At 73.7% G+C, this 14068-nt stretch carries 15 protein-coding genes; 10 read left to right on the top strand and 5 right to left on the bottom strand.

All coding sequences use genetic code 11. The features are described from left to right. Nucleotides 1-46: 46 nt before the first annotated feature. Together ABD419_RS18215 and ABD419_RS18210 are read right to left on the bottom strand one after the other, a co-directional pair. A complete protein-coding gene (locus ABD419_RS18215; protein ID WP_344489109.1) occupies nt 47-946 on the bottom strand; it encodes a hypothetical protein in 900 nt (299 codons plus the stop codon). Continuing rightward, nucleotides 943-1590 (bottom strand): RNA polymerase sigma factor, encoded by a 648-nt coding sequence (locus tag ABD419_RS18210; RefSeq protein ID WP_344489106.1) that lies wholly within the window; start codon nt 1588-1590, stop codon nt 943-945. The genes ABD419_RS18215 and ABD419_RS18210 overlap by 4 nt, the downstream gene beginning before the upstream one ends. 405 nt (nt 1591-1995) lie before the next feature. Between ABD419_RS18210 and ABD419_RS18205 the strand changes: the two genes are divergently transcribed. The 5 genes from ABD419_RS18205 (at nt 1996) to ABD419_RS18185 (ending at nt 6595) form a co-directional block, all read left to right on the top strand. After that, complete coding sequence (locus ABD419_RS18205) at nt 1996-2364, top strand: NADH-quinone oxidoreductase subunit A (protein ID WP_344489103.1); 369 nt, start codon at nt 1996-1998, stop codon at nt 2362-2364. Next, nucleotides 2361-2885: an NADH-quinone oxidoreductase subunit B gene (locus ABD419_RS18200; protein ID WP_344489229.1), complete on the top strand. Its 525-nt coding sequence runs from the start codon at nt 2361-2363 to the stop codon at nt 2883-2885. Before ABD419_RS18205 ends, ABD419_RS18200 begins: the two co-directional genes overlap by 4 nt. A gap of 29 nt (nt 2886-2914) precedes the next feature. Continuing rightward, nucleotides 2915-3469, top strand: a complete 555-nt coding sequence (locus ABD419_RS18195) for an NADH-quinone oxidoreductase subunit C (RefSeq protein ID WP_425556113.1) — start codon at nt 2915-2917, stop codon at nt 3467-3469. Beyond that, complete coding sequence (locus tag ABD419_RS18190) at nt 3459-4412, top strand: complex I subunit 1/NuoH family protein (protein WP_344489097.1); 954 nt, start codon at nt 3459-3461, stop codon at nt 4410-4412. Before ABD419_RS18195 ends, ABD419_RS18190 begins: the two co-directional genes overlap by 11 nt. Before the next feature lie 74 nt (nt 4413-4486). Next, nucleotides 4487-6595, top strand: a complete 2109-nt coding sequence (locus ABD419_RS18185) for a transglycosylase domain-containing protein (protein ID WP_344489094.1) — start codon at nt 4487-4489, stop codon at nt 6593-6595. A gap of 61 nt (nt 6596-6656) precedes the next feature. Here ABD419_RS18185 and ABD419_RS18180 read toward each other — a convergent pair whose 3' ends face one another. Further along, nucleotides 6657-6980, bottom strand: coding sequence for an FmdB family zinc ribbon protein (locus ABD419_RS18180; RefSeq protein ID WP_344489091.1), 324 nt, complete (start codon nt 6978-6980; stop codon nt 6657-6659). 114 nt (nt 6981-7094) lie between these two features. Further along, nucleotides 7095-7649: a 5-formyltetrahydrofolate cyclo-ligase gene (locus ABD419_RS18175; protein ID WP_344489088.1), complete on the bottom strand. Its 555-nt coding sequence runs from the start codon at nt 7647-7649 to the stop codon at nt 7095-7097. A 159-nt stretch (nt 7650-7808) separates the two neighbouring features. On the opposite strand from ABD419_RS18175, the gene ABD419_RS18170 reads away from it, so the two are divergent. The 4 genes from ABD419_RS18170 (at nt 7809) to ABD419_RS18155 (ending at nt 12859) form a co-directional block, all read left to right on the top strand. Next, nucleotides 7809-9755 carry a diguanylate cyclase gene (locus tag ABD419_RS18170; RefSeq protein WP_344489085.1) on the top strand — a complete coding sequence of 649 codons (1947 nt, stop codon included), beginning with the start codon at nt 7809-7811 and terminating at the stop codon, nt 9753-9755. Nucleotides 9756-9894: 139 nt separating this feature from the next. Continuing rightward, nucleotides 9895-10785 carry a UTP--glucose-1-phosphate uridylyltransferase gene (locus ABD419_RS18165; RefSeq protein WP_344489082.1) on the top strand — a complete coding sequence of 297 codons (891 nt, stop codon included), beginning with the start codon at nt 9895-9897 and terminating at the stop codon, nt 10783-10785. A gap of 57 nt (nt 10786-10842) precedes the next feature. Continuing rightward, entirely contained in the window at nt 10843-12078 is a 1236-nt protein-coding gene (locus ABD419_RS18160; protein ID WP_344489079.1) for a molybdopterin molybdotransferase MoeA, read from the top strand. A 142-nt stretch (nt 12079-12220) separates the two neighbouring features. Next, nucleotides 12221-12859 carry a GNAT family N-acetyltransferase gene (locus ABD419_RS18155; RefSeq protein WP_344489076.1) on the top strand — a complete coding sequence of 213 codons (639 nt, stop codon included), beginning with the start codon at nt 12221-12223 and terminating at the stop codon, nt 12857-12859. A gap of 44 nt (nt 12860-12903) precedes the next feature. Here the strand turns inward: ABD419_RS18155 and map are convergent, their stop codons facing one another. After that, nucleotides 12904-13671, bottom strand: a complete 768-nt coding sequence (gene map / locus ABD419_RS18150; protein WP_344489073.1) for a type I methionyl aminopeptidase — start codon at nt 13669-13671, stop codon at nt 12904-12906. Between the two features lie 70 nt (nt 13672-13741). On the opposite strand from map, the gene ABD419_RS18145 reads away from it, so the two are divergent. Further along, nucleotides 13742-13996, top strand: coding sequence for a helix-turn-helix domain-containing protein (locus ABD419_RS18145; protein WP_344489070.1), 255 nt, complete (start codon nt 13742-13744; stop codon nt 13994-13996). The last annotated feature ends 72 nt before the right edge of the window (nt 13997-14068 follow it).

Below are 14068 nucleotides of genomic sequence, written 5' to 3'. Positions count from 1 at the left end.
GATGCTGGGCGGCGCGACACGCCGGGGCGGTCCGCGGCGGCTCCGGTCAGGACCCGGTCGACCCGGTCGAGGCGCCGTCGGACGTCGGCGTCTCGGCGGGCGTCGAGGGGGTCTCGCTCGGGTCGGTCGTGGGCTCGGAGGTCGCGCCGTCGTCGACGAGGGCGAACATGCCGGTCTCCGCGTTCCACGCGTACGCGACGGTCCACGCCTCGGCGGTGGCCGCGTCGACGCCCTCCAGGGTCACCTTCCCGGCCTCGACCGCGGTGACCGCGGTCGGCGCGTGGGCGCCGTCGGGCTGCCAGACCCACCCGAAGGACGCCAGGACGGGCTCGCCGTCCTCGTCCTCGCCGGCGGCGAACGCGGCCACGCCGGTCTGCTCGCCGCAGGTGAGGGCCAGGACGGTGTCGACCGGGCCGTCGCCGTCCGCGTCGCCTTCGGCGGCGAACGCGATGCTCCAGCCGGTGTCGCCGGTGATCTCCCAGGACTCGAAGTCGGCGTCCTGGAGGCCCGCGGCGCAGTCCTCCGCCCAGTCGCCCTCGAACGGGCCCTCGATGAGGAGCGCCTCGATGTCGTCGGCGGGCGGGGAGGGGGTGAACGTCGTGGCGGCGCCGTCGTCGTCCTCGTCGCTGGACGGGCTGCCGGGGAACCCGGTCGGGCCGTCGTCGGACTCGGCGGAGGACACCGGGCCGTTCGCGGACTCGGCCGCGTCGGGCTCGCCCTTGAGCGGGCCGAGGGTCTGCGCGACGGCGAACCCGCCCGCGGTGACCGCGGTGCACGCGCCGACGACGGCGGCGAGCGACACGAGGCGGCGGCGGCGCAGCGCGGCCGGGCCGCGCATGATGAGCTCGCGGACCGGCGGGGGCGGGAACTGCCCGGCGGCGTCCGCCTTCAGGCCGTCGAAGGCCGCCTTGACCGTCTCGTGCTCGCGATCGAAGTCGGCGCTCATGAGCGGTCCTCCTTCACGGAAGCGCGGCGGCCGGCGGTACGGGGCGCGCGCGGGGCGGCGCGGCGGATGCGAATCGGCATGGTGTCGGGATCGGTCTCGGCGGCCGCGGCCGCAGCGGTCTTCGGGGCACTGGACTTGGGGGCGCCGGTCCTGATGACGGCGGTGTCGTCGGGGTCGGCGAGGAGCGCGGCGAGCTCTTTGCGACCGCGGTGCAGCCAGGACTTCACGGTGCCCTCGCGGGCGCCGGTCTCCTTCGCGATCGCGCTGATCGTCATGTCGGCCATGTAGTGCATGACCAGGGCCTGGCGGCGCTTCGCGGGGACCCGCTTGAGCGCGGCGACGAGCGCGACGTGGTCGGGGCTCGCGGCGGGAGCGGCCTCGGGGGCCTGCGACTTCTGGAGGAACTTGCGGGCCACCTGGTTGCGGCGGTGGCGGCTCGTGGCGAGGTTCCACGCGACGCGGCGGACCCACGCGACCGGCTCCTCGTACCCGCCGACCTTGTCCCAGCGCTGCCACGCGCGCAGGAAGGCCTCCTGGACGAGGTCCTGCGCCTCGGTGGCGTCACCGAGATATGCGCACACCTGAGCGGCGAGCTCCGAGAAGTGGCTCTCGTAGAGGTCGGTGAACTCCGCCTCCGTTCGCACATCCGCTCCTGCGCAGGTAGGGGAAACTTGGGCATTCATCGGGCCCTGATACTCGTGCCCGGCGGCAACCATTGTCGCTTTCGCGCGGCCGGAGACACGAGGGGGGGTCGCCATGTCGACAATACTGTCAGCGACCCGATCACGGGGTCCCCGAACACCATCGTCCGCCCAGCCGCCGACGACCAGGGCGAATTCGGCCTCGACCGCGGCGTGGTCGCGGAGCGGCGGTGCGCTGGCAGCGGTCACGGGCGGTGACCCCCCTCCAAAGTGTCAGCTTCTGTTCGCGGGTGTACAGCTCCAACACGTGTGTGAGCGCCGCTCGGTTGCGGGCCGCGCGGCGGAGTTCCCCGCGAAACCGGCGCGCACGGGTATCGCGGAACCCCGTTGCGGCATTAGGGTGTCGGAATGGACACCTCTCGTCTGGGCGAATACGCGACGTTCGGGGTGCTGCTGCTGGTCGGGTGCGCGTTCGTGGCGGCGGCGATGGCCGCGAACGCGGTGCTGCGGCCGAGCGCGCCGTGCGCGGCCAAGGGCGCGGCGTACGAGTGCGGCGTCGACCCGGTCGGCAAGGACTGGGCCCAGGTCCAGATCCGCTACTACGTCTACGCGTTCCTGTTCGTCCTCTTCGCGGTGGAGGCCGTGTTCCTGTTCCCGTGGGCCGCGGTCTTCCGGGCCTTCGGGGCGGCGGCCGCGGTCGAGATGGGCCTGTTCGTGGGCGTCCTCGCGCTCGGCCTGGCCTACGCCTGGCGGAAGGGGGTCCTGCGGTGGCGGTGAAGCTCCCGTTCCCGTCCCGGCCCGGCGCCGGGGCGCCGAGCGTGGTCGGCGAGCCGATCCGGTTCGTCCTCAACTGGGGCCGCCGGTACTCCCTGTGGGTCTTCAACTTCGGGCTCGCGTGCTGCGCGATCGAGTTCATCGCCGCGTCGATGAGCCGCCACGACTTCATGCGCCTGGGCGTCATCCCGTTCGCGCACTCGCCGCGCCAGGCCGACCTCATGGTCGTCTCGGGCACGGTGACCGACAAGATGGCGCCCGCGATCAAGCGCCTGTACGACCAGATGCCCGAGCCGAAGTACGTCATCTCCTTCGGCGCGTGCTCGAACTCCGGCGGCCCCTACTGGGACTCCTACTGCGTGACCAAGGGCGTCGACCAGATCATCCCCGTCGACGTGTACGTCCCCGGCTGCCCGCCCCGCCCCGAGGCGCTCCTGCACGGCATCGGCGAGCTCCAGCGGCAGATCGCCGCCGCGCCCCTGCGCAGGCCGAGCCTGCGGCCCCTGCTGCGGAGGCCCGAGTGACCGCGGACGCGACGGACTGGCACGGCCGGGTGCGCGCCGCCCTCGGCGTCGCGGACACCGCGGCCGACGGGCCCCGCGCGGTCGCCGACGTCGCCCCCGACGACTGGCACGGGGCCGTGCGCGCCTGCCGCGACGACCTCGGCTGCGACTTCTTCGACTGGCTCTCCGCCGTCGACGAGGGCCCCGAGGGCTTCCGGATCGTCGCCCACCTCTGGTCGGTCGCCGGCCGCCGCGGCGTCGTCCTGCGCGCCCTCCTCACTGACCCGGCCGTCGCCTCCGTGACCGGCCTCTACCCGGGCGCGGACTGGCACGAGCGCGAGACCCACGAGATGTTCGGCGTCGACTTCCCCGGCCACCCGGGGCTCCGGCCGCTTCTTCTCGCCCCCGAGTTCGAGGGCCACCCGCTCCGCAAGGACTTCGTGCTCGCCTCCCGCGTCGTCAAGCCCTGGCCCGGCGCGAAGGAGCCCGGCGAGGGCCGGCACGCCGACGGCCCGAAGGCCGCCCGCAAGCGCGCCCCGAAGCGCCCGCCCGGCGTCCCCGAGGACTGGATCGAACCCGAGGGGGCCGGCCCGGATGCTGTTTGAGATCGCCGTCAAGACCGCGGCCGTGCTCGCCGCGTTCCTGGTGCTGCCCCTCGTCGTCGGCCAGACCGAGCACAAGCTCATGGCCCACATGCAGGGCCGCCTCGGCCCGATGCACGCCGGCGGCTTCCACGGCTGGGCCCAGCTCATCGCCGACGGCGTCAAGTTCGCGCAGAAGGAGGACCTCGTCCCCGACGCGGCCGACAAGCCTGTCTTCAAGCTCGCGCCCGCCGTCGCGCTCCTGCCGTACCTCCTGGTCCTGCTGTTCATCCCGCTCGGCCCCGGCGACCTCGTCGGCTCCGCGCTCGACACCGGCCTGTTCGCGGTCGTCGCGCTCGTCGGCGTCGGCGTCCTCGCCGTGCTCATGGCCGGCTGGTCCTCCGCGAACAAGTACGCGCTCGTGGGCGCCCTGCGCGGCGCCGCCCAGCTCATGGCCTACGAGCTCCCGCTCGTCCTCGCCGCCGCCTCGGTCGCCGTCGCGGCCGGGACCCTGAGCCTCCCCGCGATCGTCGAGGCCTGGAACCCCTGGTGGCTGCTGTGGCAGGCCCCCGCGGCGCTGGTGTTCTTCACCGCCGGGCTGGCCGAGATCCGCCGGCCCCCGTTCGACGCGCCCGTCGCCGACTCCGAGCTCGTCTTCGGCTACCTCACCGAGTACGCCGGGCTCCGGTTCGCGCTGCTGCTCCTCGCCGAGTACGTCGGCATCGTCGTCATCGCCGCCCTCACCACTGTCCTCTTCCTCGGAGGCTGGCGCGGCCCCGGCCCCGAGTCCCTGGGCTGGCTGTGGACCCTCGTGAAGACGGGCGCGCTGGCGGCGGTCGTCATCTGGCTCCGCGTCGCCTGGCCGCGCCTGCGCGTCGACCAGATCCAGGCCCTGTGCTGGAAGGTCCTGGTGCCGGCCGCGCTCGCGCAGCTCGTGCTCACCACCGCCGTCGTCCTCGCGATCTGAGGCCGGTTCGTCACGCTTCGGGTTGGTCTGCGGCCCAACGCAACCGCCGTCGAGCGCGCCTGCGTCTTCCCGGTATGGCAGGCCGACACGGCGCGCGCCGCACCACCGCGGACGCAGCGAAGCAGCAGCCGACCGAACCGCCCGCTCCGGAGGACGCCGCTCCGGACCGGCGGACTCCGAGGCGGTCCTCCCGCGACCGCCCCTCCCGCAAGCGCCCGCGCCGCCGCGGGCGCCGCCGCCTCATCGCCCTCGGGCTCGTCCTCGCCGTCCTGACCGGGGCCGCGGTCGTCGTCGGCTCGGTCTTCTACGCCAGCGTCGACCTCCCGGGCGAGCTCGACGCGGCACTGAGCCAGGGCTCCACGGTCTACTACAGCGACGGCACCACCGTCATGGGCGAGCTCGCCGCCGAGCGGCGCACCTCCGTGGGCCTCGACGAGATCGCCGACGACGTCGAGTGGGCGCTCGTGGCCGCCGAGGACGCCGACTTCTACGACCACCCCGGCGTCGACGCCAAGGGCGTCCTGCGCGCCCTGGTCAACAACGCCTCCGGCGGCGACCGCCAGGGCGCCTCGACCCTCACCCAGCAGTACGTGGGCCTGGTCGCCGACATCCGCGGGGACGGCTCGTACCTGCGCAAGGCCCGCGAGGCCGCGATGGCGATGAAGATGGAGGAGGAGTACGACAAGGACGAGATCCTCAACCACTACCTCAACATCGTCTACTTCGGACGCGGCGCGTACGGGGTGGAGGCCGCCGCGCAGGCGTTCTTCGGCCGCCCCGCCGCCGACCTCTCCACCTCCCAGTCCGCGCTCCTGGTCGCCCAGGTCAAGTCCCCTGACGGCCCCTACGACCCCCGCGACCCCTACGGCCAGGGCGGCAGCGTCGAGGAGGCGACCGAGCGCTGGGCGTACGTGCTCGACCGGATGGTCGCCGCCGGGAGGCTCGACCAGGTCAAGCGCGACGCCCTCACCGAGCTCCCCGAGACCCTCGACCCGGGCGACGACGCCGAGGCCCTCGGCCCCGAAGGCCTCGTCACCGACGGGTTCGTCCTGAGCGAGCTCGCCGCCGCCGGGATCACCACCGACGAGGTCATGCGCGGCGGCCTCGACATCACCACCACCCTCGACGCCGACCTCCAGGCCCTCGCCCTCGGCGGGAGCGGCCTGCGCGAGGTCGCCGCGGCGGACGAGGCCCTCGCCGCCGCGGCGGCCGCCGTCGAACCGGGCACCGGGCGGGTCCTCGCCTACTACGGCGGCGAGAACGGCGCGGGCCTCGACCTCGCGAACGACGTCGGCCACCGGCCCGGGACCGCGTTCAACGCCGTCACCGCGCTCGCGGCCCTCGCCGCCGGGTACGACGTGTGGACCGAGCACCTCGACGGCTCCTCGCCCCGCGAGTTCGCCTCCTACACCGGCGACGACGGCGAACCCCTCGAACTCGTCAACACCGGCGGCGCCTCCGACCCCGAGACCAGCCTCCTCCAAGCCGTCCTCGACAAGCTCGACACGCCCGTCTACCAGGTCGCCGAGGAACTCGGCGGCGACGCGGTCGCGGCGGCCGCGGCGGACCTCGGCGTGCGGCGGCTGTGGGACCCGCACGACCGCGACGAGCACGGCGTCGCCGCCGAGACCGAGCCGGGCGCGGGCGGTTTCCGGCCCGACCTCGGCATCGGCGCCTACCCGGTCACCGTCCTCGACATGGCCTCCCTGTACGCGACGATCGCCGCCGACGGCACCCGCGCCGAGCCCTACTTCGTCGAGCGCGCCGACGGCCCCGACGGCCCGGTCTACGAGGCCGAGCCGCAGGTCGTCGCGGAGGCGATCGCGCCGGTCGACGCCCGGACGCTGTCGTCGGTGCTCACCGACGGCGCGCTCCTCTTCGGCGGCGCGGCGTTCTCCGACCCGGGCCGCGTCCAGGAGGCGCTGTCCGTGAACGCCTCCCCGACCTGGTTCACCGGCACCGCGACGGGCCTGTCCCTCGCCGTGTGGGCCGGGGACGAGACCAAGGAGGGCGACGGCAGCTCCCCGGAGGGCACCGTCGCCGAGGCGATCTGGTGGCGGATCATGGACGCCCGCCCCGAGCGCTACCGCCCGGACCCCGACGCCGACGCGCCCTTCGACCCCGCCGCGGGCGCCGAGAGCCGCGAGGCCCCCGCCGAGAGCGCGCCGCCGACCGGGGACTGAACGAGCCGGCGCCCGGCCGCATGACGCGGCCGGGCACCGGCTGGAGTGTGCTGGGACCGCCTTAGGCGGCCTTGGCGGAGTCCGACTTCGCGGCGGGCTTGGCCTCGCTCTTGGACGCCGCCGCGGGCTTGGAGTCCGACTTCGCGTCGGCCTTCTTCGCGCCGCTCTGCGAGCCGTTCGAGCTCAGCGACGACGAGTCGGTGGAGCGGGAGTCGGTGCGGTAGAAGCCGCTGCCCTTGAAGGTCACGCCGACGTTCCCGAAGACCTTGCGCAGCGCGCCCTTGGCGGCGCAGCTCGGGCAGTCCGTCAACCGCGCTTCGGAGAACGACTGGTGTTTGTCGAACTCGTACCCGCACTCCTTGCAGCGGTATTCGTAGACAGGCACGTCCAACCTCCAGGACTTGACACGGGACCCGATCGACATTAGCAGTCAACGCAGGCGACTGCTAATTCCATCCTGCGCGGGCGTGAGGCGTCGCCCACTGCCCGGCCCGCCCCGCTACCGCAGCGACACGAACCCCTTCGCCGGCGTGATGACGCCCGTCACCGGCCGGTCGTGCGGCTCGGCCGGGACCTCCGGCCCGAACTCGCCGTCGCGCAGGAGCGCGACCACCGGCACGCCCGGCCCCACCCGCGCCAGCGCCCGGTCGTACGAGCCCCCGCCGCGGCCCAGCCTGATCCCGTCATATGAGACGGCGAGGCCGGGGACGACGACCGCCGCGGCGTCCTCGATGCGCGCCGGCTCCCGGCGTTCCCCCGCCGTCCCGTCGCCGCCGATCTGCTCCCAGGCGAGGTCGTCGTCCGGCAGCAGCACCGGAAGGACCACCTTGTGGACCACCGTGAGCCGTTCGGGCAGTTCAGGTTCGAGCGTCGCGCCCGGTTCGGCGCCGAACGGCCGGTACGCCGCGACCGTCGACCCCTCCGGCACGGCCTCGATCAGGAAGTCCCGCAAGGCCTTCCACACCGCCACGTCCGCGGCCGCGCGGGCCGCCCCGGGCATCGCCCGGCGCGCTCCGAGCAGCGCGCGGCGCGCCGCCTGCTTGCTGTCATGCATGCCAATTCCCTCCGTCGGCGATCCTCACCTGGAAGGATTCCCCCGAACAGGCGATTGCAGTCGTCCTTTCGGCCAGACTGCCGGAAAACCATATGCCGTGTCGTGTCCGGTCGGTAGCTCTAGGTAGTCTTCTAAGGGAGTGAACTTGAGGGGGCTTCGGTGTCGCTGCGCTCACGGCTCACCACGGCGTTCCTGGTCGTCGTGCTCGGGCCGGTCCTGGTGGGGGCCGTCTTCGTCGCTGCCGTCATGTCCCACCTGGCGGACTCCCGCGGCGACGCGCTGGCGAGCTCGGCGGTGACGACGGTCGACTCGACCCTCGGCACGATCTGCGAGCGCATCCAGGCCTCGGCCGCCGTGGTCGCGCTCAGCCACAGTAGCGGCGGGAGCGCCGACGCGATCGACATGGCCCAGCTCGTGGTCGACCGCCGGGTCGTCGACGGCGTCGTCTTCACCGGCCTCCAGGACGCGGGCGCGACCCCGAGCCCCGACGTCGGCGCCGAGGCGCCCGACGGCGCCTGGGTCGACTGCGGCGAGGCCGCCGCCTACGCGGGCGCGGGCCCGATCGTCGCGCTCGGCGCGCAGGCCGAGGTCCAGAACGCCGACGGCACCGTCTCCGTGTTCTCCGCGTTCCGCGTCGTCGACCGGGGCTTCCTCGACCGCATCGCGAACGTCGCCGACGCCGACCTCGTCCTCCTCGACGGCCGCTCCGACCGCCTCCAGGTCGGCGACGTCGACGCGGGCCGCTGGGACGCGACCGACGCGTTCCTGCCGCTGCACATCGGCACGGTCGCCACCAACGTCACCCCCATGTACTGGACGCTCGCCGCGATGGTCTTCGTCTCCGGCCTCTGCGCGATGGGCCTCGCGGCCTGGCTCGCCCGCTCCACGACCCGGCCCCTCCACGAGCTCGCCGCCGCCGCCGAGCGCGTCTCCGAAGGCGACCTGGACGTGCGCGTGCCCGTCCACGGCCGCGACGAGGTCGCCCACCTCGCGCTCGCGTTCAACCGCATGACCGCCCAGACCCAGGCGTACGTGAACGCCCTCACCGCCTCCCGCGACCAGATGCGCGGCCAGCTGGGCCGCCTCGGCCAGACCCTCACCGCCACCCTCGACCTCGACCGCATCCTCGAGGTCATCCTCGACACCGCGATGGTCACCGCCGGCGCCGAGGCCGGCGTGGTCATGCTCGTCGACGTGGACGACGCCGACCAGCTGCGCCAGCGCGCCGGCGAGGGCGACCTCGGGGTCGCGCAGCCCGCGACGATCCGCCTCGGGGAGGGCATCGTCGGGTCGATCGCCGCGAGCGGCGCGCCCGCGCACGGGCGCATCGTCGACGGCGTCTTCGACGGCCGCCGGCGCGCCGACACCGAGCCCGACGCCCGCACGATCGTGGCGGTGCCCTTCGAGGGCCGCGCCCCGGCCGAGACCGACGAGGCGGGCGCCCCGCGCACCGAGTCCGGGGTCCTCGGCGTCCTCGTCCTCTACAACCGGATCGCGGGCGACGACTTCGAGCCCGGTGACGTCGACACGCTCCGCACCTTCGCCGGGCAGGCGTCGGTCGCGGTCGAGAACGTGCTGCTGCACCGCCAGGCCCAGCGCCTGAGCCTGACCGACCCGCTCACGGGCCTGTGGAACTACCGGTTCATGCAGACGTCGCTGCGCCGCGAGGCCGAGCGGGCCCGCCGCTATCAGCGCCCGTCGGCGCTGCTGGCGATCGACCTCGACCGGTTCAAGTCCGTGAACGACACGTACGGGCACCCGGTCGGCGACCAGGTCCTGACCGAGCTCGCGCGCCGCATCACCGGGCAGATCCGCGAGGTCGACCTCGCGTTCCGCCACGGCGGCGAGGAGTTCATGGTGCTGCTGCCGGAGACCGACGCCGACGGGGCGTCCGCGGTCGCCGAGCGGCTCGGCCGCTCCGTCGCCGCGCGCCCGTTCAAGGTGAACGACGCCTCCGGCGGCCGTGAGCTGCGCGTGACCGTCTCGATCGGCGTCGCCGTCCTGGGCGAGCACGCCGACACCGCGAACGACGTCCTCGCCGCCGCCGACGAGGCGCTCTACGCCGCGAAGGCCGCCGGCAGGGACACCTGGCGGGTCGCGGTCTGACGCGCGGCGGCAGGCCGGTCCGAGGCAGCGCGTGGAGCGGCGGAGCACCGCGACGCGAGTCCCGGGAACTCGAACGTTCACGCCCTGTTCTCCAGGGTGGCCGAGACCTGACGCTGCGTGCCCACGATACCCTCGCCATATGTCTGATTCCGCGCCTCGCGCCACGAAAGCCGTCATTCCCGTGGCAGGCAACGCCACCCGCTTCCTGCCGGTGACCAAGGCGGTCCCGAAGGAGCTCCTCCCCATCGTCGACAAGCCGGTCCTCCAGTACATCGTGGAGGAGGCCGCCGCCGCCGGGCTCGACGACGTCACCCTCATCACCGCGCGCGGCAAGGGCCCCATCGTCGACTACTTCGACACCCGCCCCGACCTGGAGGACGCGCTCGCCGAGAAGGGCAAGGACGATCTCATCGACGCCGTCAAGGCCCCCGAGCGCATCGCCGAGATCCACACCATCCGCCAGGGCCGCCCCAAGGGACTCGGCCACGCCGTGGGCCGCGCCGCCTCCCACGTCGGCGAGGAGCCGTTCGCGGTCCTCCTCGGCGACGAGTTCTACGAGGTCGACGACAAGCTCCTGCCGCGCATGATCGACCTCCAGGCGGAGACCGGCGGCATCGTCCTCGCGCTCATCGAGGTCCCCGAGGAGGAGGTCTCCCGGTACGGCGTCGCCTCCGTCGAGGCCACCGACACGCCCGACGTCGTCGCCGTCACCGGCCTCGTCGAGAAGCCCGCCCGCGAGGACGCGCCGTCGAACCTCATCCTCATCGGACGCTACGTGCTCCCCGGCGCGATCTTCCCGTACCTCGACCGCACCAAGCCCGGCAGCGGCGGCGAAATCCAACTCACCGACGCCATGGACGCCATGCGCGCCAACGGAACGCCCGTCCACGCCGTCATCCTCCGGGGCCGCCGCTACGACACCGGGCAGCCCGTCGAGTACCTCCAGACCCTCGTCGAGCTCGCCACCCGGCGCCACGACTTGCCCGGCTTCAACGCCTGGCTGCGCGAATTCAGTGCGACACTGGACTGACTGCACCGCCGCCAGGCGGCGCAGGTGAGCAACTGACCGACGGGGGGATGAGGAGCGATGGGGACCGGCGACGCGACGCCACTGGCCGACTTCCTGTCGAAGGCGCTGGCGCTCGTCCGACCGCTGCCCCCGGTCGACATCGACATGACCCAGTCCACCGGGTCGGTCCTCGCCGAGAACGCGGTCAACCCCGGACCGCTGCCCGCCTTCGACTACGCCGCCATCGACGGCTACGCCTGCAACGCCGACGACATCGCGGGCGCGAGCCCCGAGCGGGGCGTGGGCCTGAAGGTCCTCGGCGACCTCGCCGCGTCGTCGTGGCGGCCGGTCCGGCTCGTCACCGGCACGTGCTTCTCGGTCGCCGCCGGGGCCGCGCTCCCGGTCGGCGCCGACATCGTGGTGCCGCTGGCGTGGACGGACGAGGGCATGGCGACGGTCGACGTCCGCCAGGTGCCGCGCCGCGGACACGGCGTGCGCCGCATGGGATCCGAGCGGTCCTCGGGTGAGATCCTCGCCCACGAGGGCCGCCGCGTCACGCCGCAGCTCGTGGGGCTCCTCGCGGCCGCCGGCATCGCCGACGTCGTGGTGCGCCCGACGCCGCGCGTCGTCGTCATCGCCACCGGCGACGAGCTCGTCGACACCGGCCGGCCCTCGCAGCCCGGCCAGCTCATCGACGTGAACTCGCACCTGGTCACCGCCGCGGCCTCCGAGGCGGGCGCGCACGCGTACCGCGTCGGCATCTGCGACGACGAGCCCGACGCGCTGCGCTCGGTCCTCGACGACCAGATCCTGCGCGCCGACCTCGTCATCACCACCGGCGGCACCGGCACCGGCCCCGGCGACATGGTGCGGCGCACGTTCTCCCGCGACGGCGCGGTCGACTTCTCGCCGATCGCCGTGTACCTCTGCGAGACCATGGGGTTCGGCACGATCGGCCCCGAGGAGGTCCCGGTGGTGTGCCTCCCCGGCGACCCCGTCGCCGCGACCATCGCCTTCGAGGTGATCGCCCGGCCGCTCATCCAGCGGCTCGCCGGCGCCGAGCCCGTGTTCCGGCCCAGCGTGCGCGCCAACCTGACCGAGCCCGTATCCTCACCGAGCGGCCTGCGGGAGTTCCGTCCCGTCCGCGTCGCCGAGCGCCGCGGCGGCGGCTACACCGTCGCACCGCTGGGCTCGACCTCGTACACGCTCTCCGGACTCGCCGAGGCCACCGGGCTGATGACGATCGGCGAGAACGCGACCCGGGTGCCCGCCGGGTCCACGGTGGACGTGCTCCTGCTGGACAGGAACCGATGACCCGCGCCCGTCGCCCCGCCCCACGATCGCTACGCTCGCCTCCCCGGACCCGTCCGGATGCCCCGCATCCGGGCCCTCGCCACTTCCCTGGACTCGGACGGCCCACGAGGACCGTCCCACTACCGCAGCTGGACCGAGACCGATGACCCTTTCCAACCCCGGATGGCCGGTGCACCTCGATCACGACGAGGTCAGCGTCCGGCCCTTCCGACGCTCCGACGCCAACCGCTGGGCCGAACTGCGGCGCGCCAACGAAGCCTGGCTCGCCCCCTGGGAGCCCGGCACCGGCACCACCTGGCACGAGGCCCACTCGCCCGCCGCGTTCCGCGCCATGCTGCGCGGCCTCAAGCGCTCCGTCAAGGACGGCACCAGCTGGCCCCTCGCGGTCTGCTGGGACGGCCGGCTCGTCGGCGGGCTCACCGTCGGCAACATCGTGCGCCGCGCGTTCGGCTCCGCGTACGCCGGCTACTGGATCGACCGCGGCCACGCCGGGAGGAACATCACCGCGACCGCGCTCGCGCTCGTCGTCGACCACGCCCTCACCGTCGGCCGCCTGCACCGCATCGAGGTCAACATCCGGCCCGAGAACGGCCCCTCGAACCGGGTCGCCGAGAAGCTCGGCCTGCGCCGGGAGGGCCTCCACAAGCGCTACCTGTACATCGACGGCGACTGGCGCGACCACTACGGGTACGCCGTCACCGCCGAGGAGGTCGTCTCCGAGCGCATGATCGACCGCATGGAGCGCCTCAAGCGCGCCGAGGCCGAGCGCCCCGCGACCTGACCGGGCCGGGCGCCGCCCGGACCCGGCCCGCGCCCGGTCCGGCGCTAGTCCCTGGCCGTGAGGATGACCGGCCCGTCCTCGGTGATCGCCACGGTGTGCTCCATGTGCGCGCCGCGGGAGCCGTCGGCGCTGCGCAGGGTCCACCCGTCGGGGTCGTAGACGATCTCGTCGGTGGTCTGGAGGAACCACGGCTCGATCGCGATGACCAGGCCCGGCCGCAGCTTCATGCCCCGGCCCGGGCGGCCGTCGTTGGGGACGTGCGGGTCGCCGTGCATGGTCCGGCCCACGCCGTGCCCGCCGAACTGGGTGTTCACGCTCAGGCCGTCGCCGCGCGCGACCGTCGCGATGGCGTGCCCGATGTCCCCGATCTTGTTCCCGGCCAGGGCCGCGCCGATCCCGGCCTCCAGCGCCCGCGTCGTGGTGTCGATGAGGCGCAGGTCCTCGTCCTTCGCGGCGCCCACGACGACCGACAGCGCCGAGTCGGCGACCCAGCCGTCGACCTCGGCGGCGAAGTCGAAGCTGACCAGGTCCCCGTCCTCGAGCTTGTAGTCGTGGGGGAGGCCGTGCAGGACCGCGTCGTTCACGGAGGTGCACAGGACCTTCCCAAAGGGGCTCGCGCCGAACGACGGGTGGTAGTCGACGTAGCAGGAGACCGCCCCGGCCTCCTTGATGCGGCGGGCGACCAGGTCGTCGAGTTCGAGCAGGTTCATGCCGACCTCGGCGACGCGCGCGAGCTCGGTGAGGGTCGCGGCCACGAAGCGGCCCGCGGGGCGCATCGCCTCGATCTCGGCGGGGGAGTACAGCTCGATCATGGACGGCCTCTCAGACGGTGTTCGGTGTTCAGCAGTTCCGGTATTTGTATACCGGTACTATCATACCGGTATGATCCGACCGCCGCTGAGGCCCGACGAGCACGACCGAGGTCGCGCGCTCGGCCGCGCGCTGCGCGCGGCCCGCGGCCCGCGCAGCCTCCTGGACGTCGCCGCCGAGGCCGGCATCTCGCCCGAGACGCTGCGCAAGATCGAGACCGGCCGCATCGCCACACCGGCGTTCTTCACCATCATGGCCCTCTGCGGCGCACTCGGCGTCGCCCCCGACCAACTCATGGAAGTCGCCGAACATCCCATCACCGGCTGACACCACCTCTGTTCGGAGGCAAGGGCGCAGGTCACGCCCGGTTCGAACCTGCGGCCCCCGGTTCCGGGGCCG

It is taken from the genome of Glycomyces endophyticus (assembly GCF_039531525.1).
Classification (GTDB): domain Bacteria; phylum Actinomycetota; class Actinomycetes; order Mycobacteriales; family Micromonosporaceae; genus Glycomyces; species Glycomyces endophyticus.
This window is presented reverse-complemented; position numbering and strand designations above follow the sequence as displayed.

Coding starts and splice junctions, on each gene's coding strand:
- ABD419_RS18215 (WP_344489109.1), bottom strand. CDS start 946: ATGAGCGCCGACTTCGATCGCGAGCACGAGACGGTCAAGGCGGCCTTC.
- ABD419_RS18205 (WP_344489103.1), top strand. CDS start 1,996: ATGGACACCTCTCGTCTGGGCGAATACGCGACGTTCGGGGTGCTGCTG.
- ABD419_RS18175 (WP_344489088.1), bottom strand. CDS start 7,649: ATGCATGACAGCAAGCAGGCGGCGCGCCGCGCGCTGCTCGGAGCGCGC.
- ABD419_RS18145 (WP_344489070.1), top strand. CDS start 13,742: ATGATCCGACCGCCGCTGAGGCCCGACGAGCACGACCGAGGTCGCGCG.
- ABD419_RS18160 (WP_344489079.1), top strand. CDS start 10,843: ATGGGGACCGGCGACGCGACGCCACTGGCCGACTTCCTGTCGAAGGCG.
- map (WP_344489073.1), bottom strand. CDS start 13,671: ATGATCGAGCTGTACTCCCCCGCCGAGATCGAGGCGATGCGCCCCGCG.
- ABD419_RS18165 (WP_344489082.1), top strand. CDS start 9,895: ATGTCTGATTCCGCGCCTCGCGCCACGAAAGCCGTCATTCCCGTGGCA.
- ABD419_RS18190 (WP_344489097.1), top strand. CDS start 3,459: ATGCTGTTTGAGATCGCCGTCAAGACCGCGGCCGTGCTCGCCGCGTTC.
- ABD419_RS18185 (WP_344489094.1), top strand. CDS start 4,487: ATGGCAGGCCGACACGGCGCGCGCCGCACCACCGCGGACGCAGCGAAG.
- ABD419_RS18155 (WP_344489076.1), top strand. CDS start 12,221: ATGACCCTTTCCAACCCCGGATGGCCGGTGCACCTCGATCACGACGAG.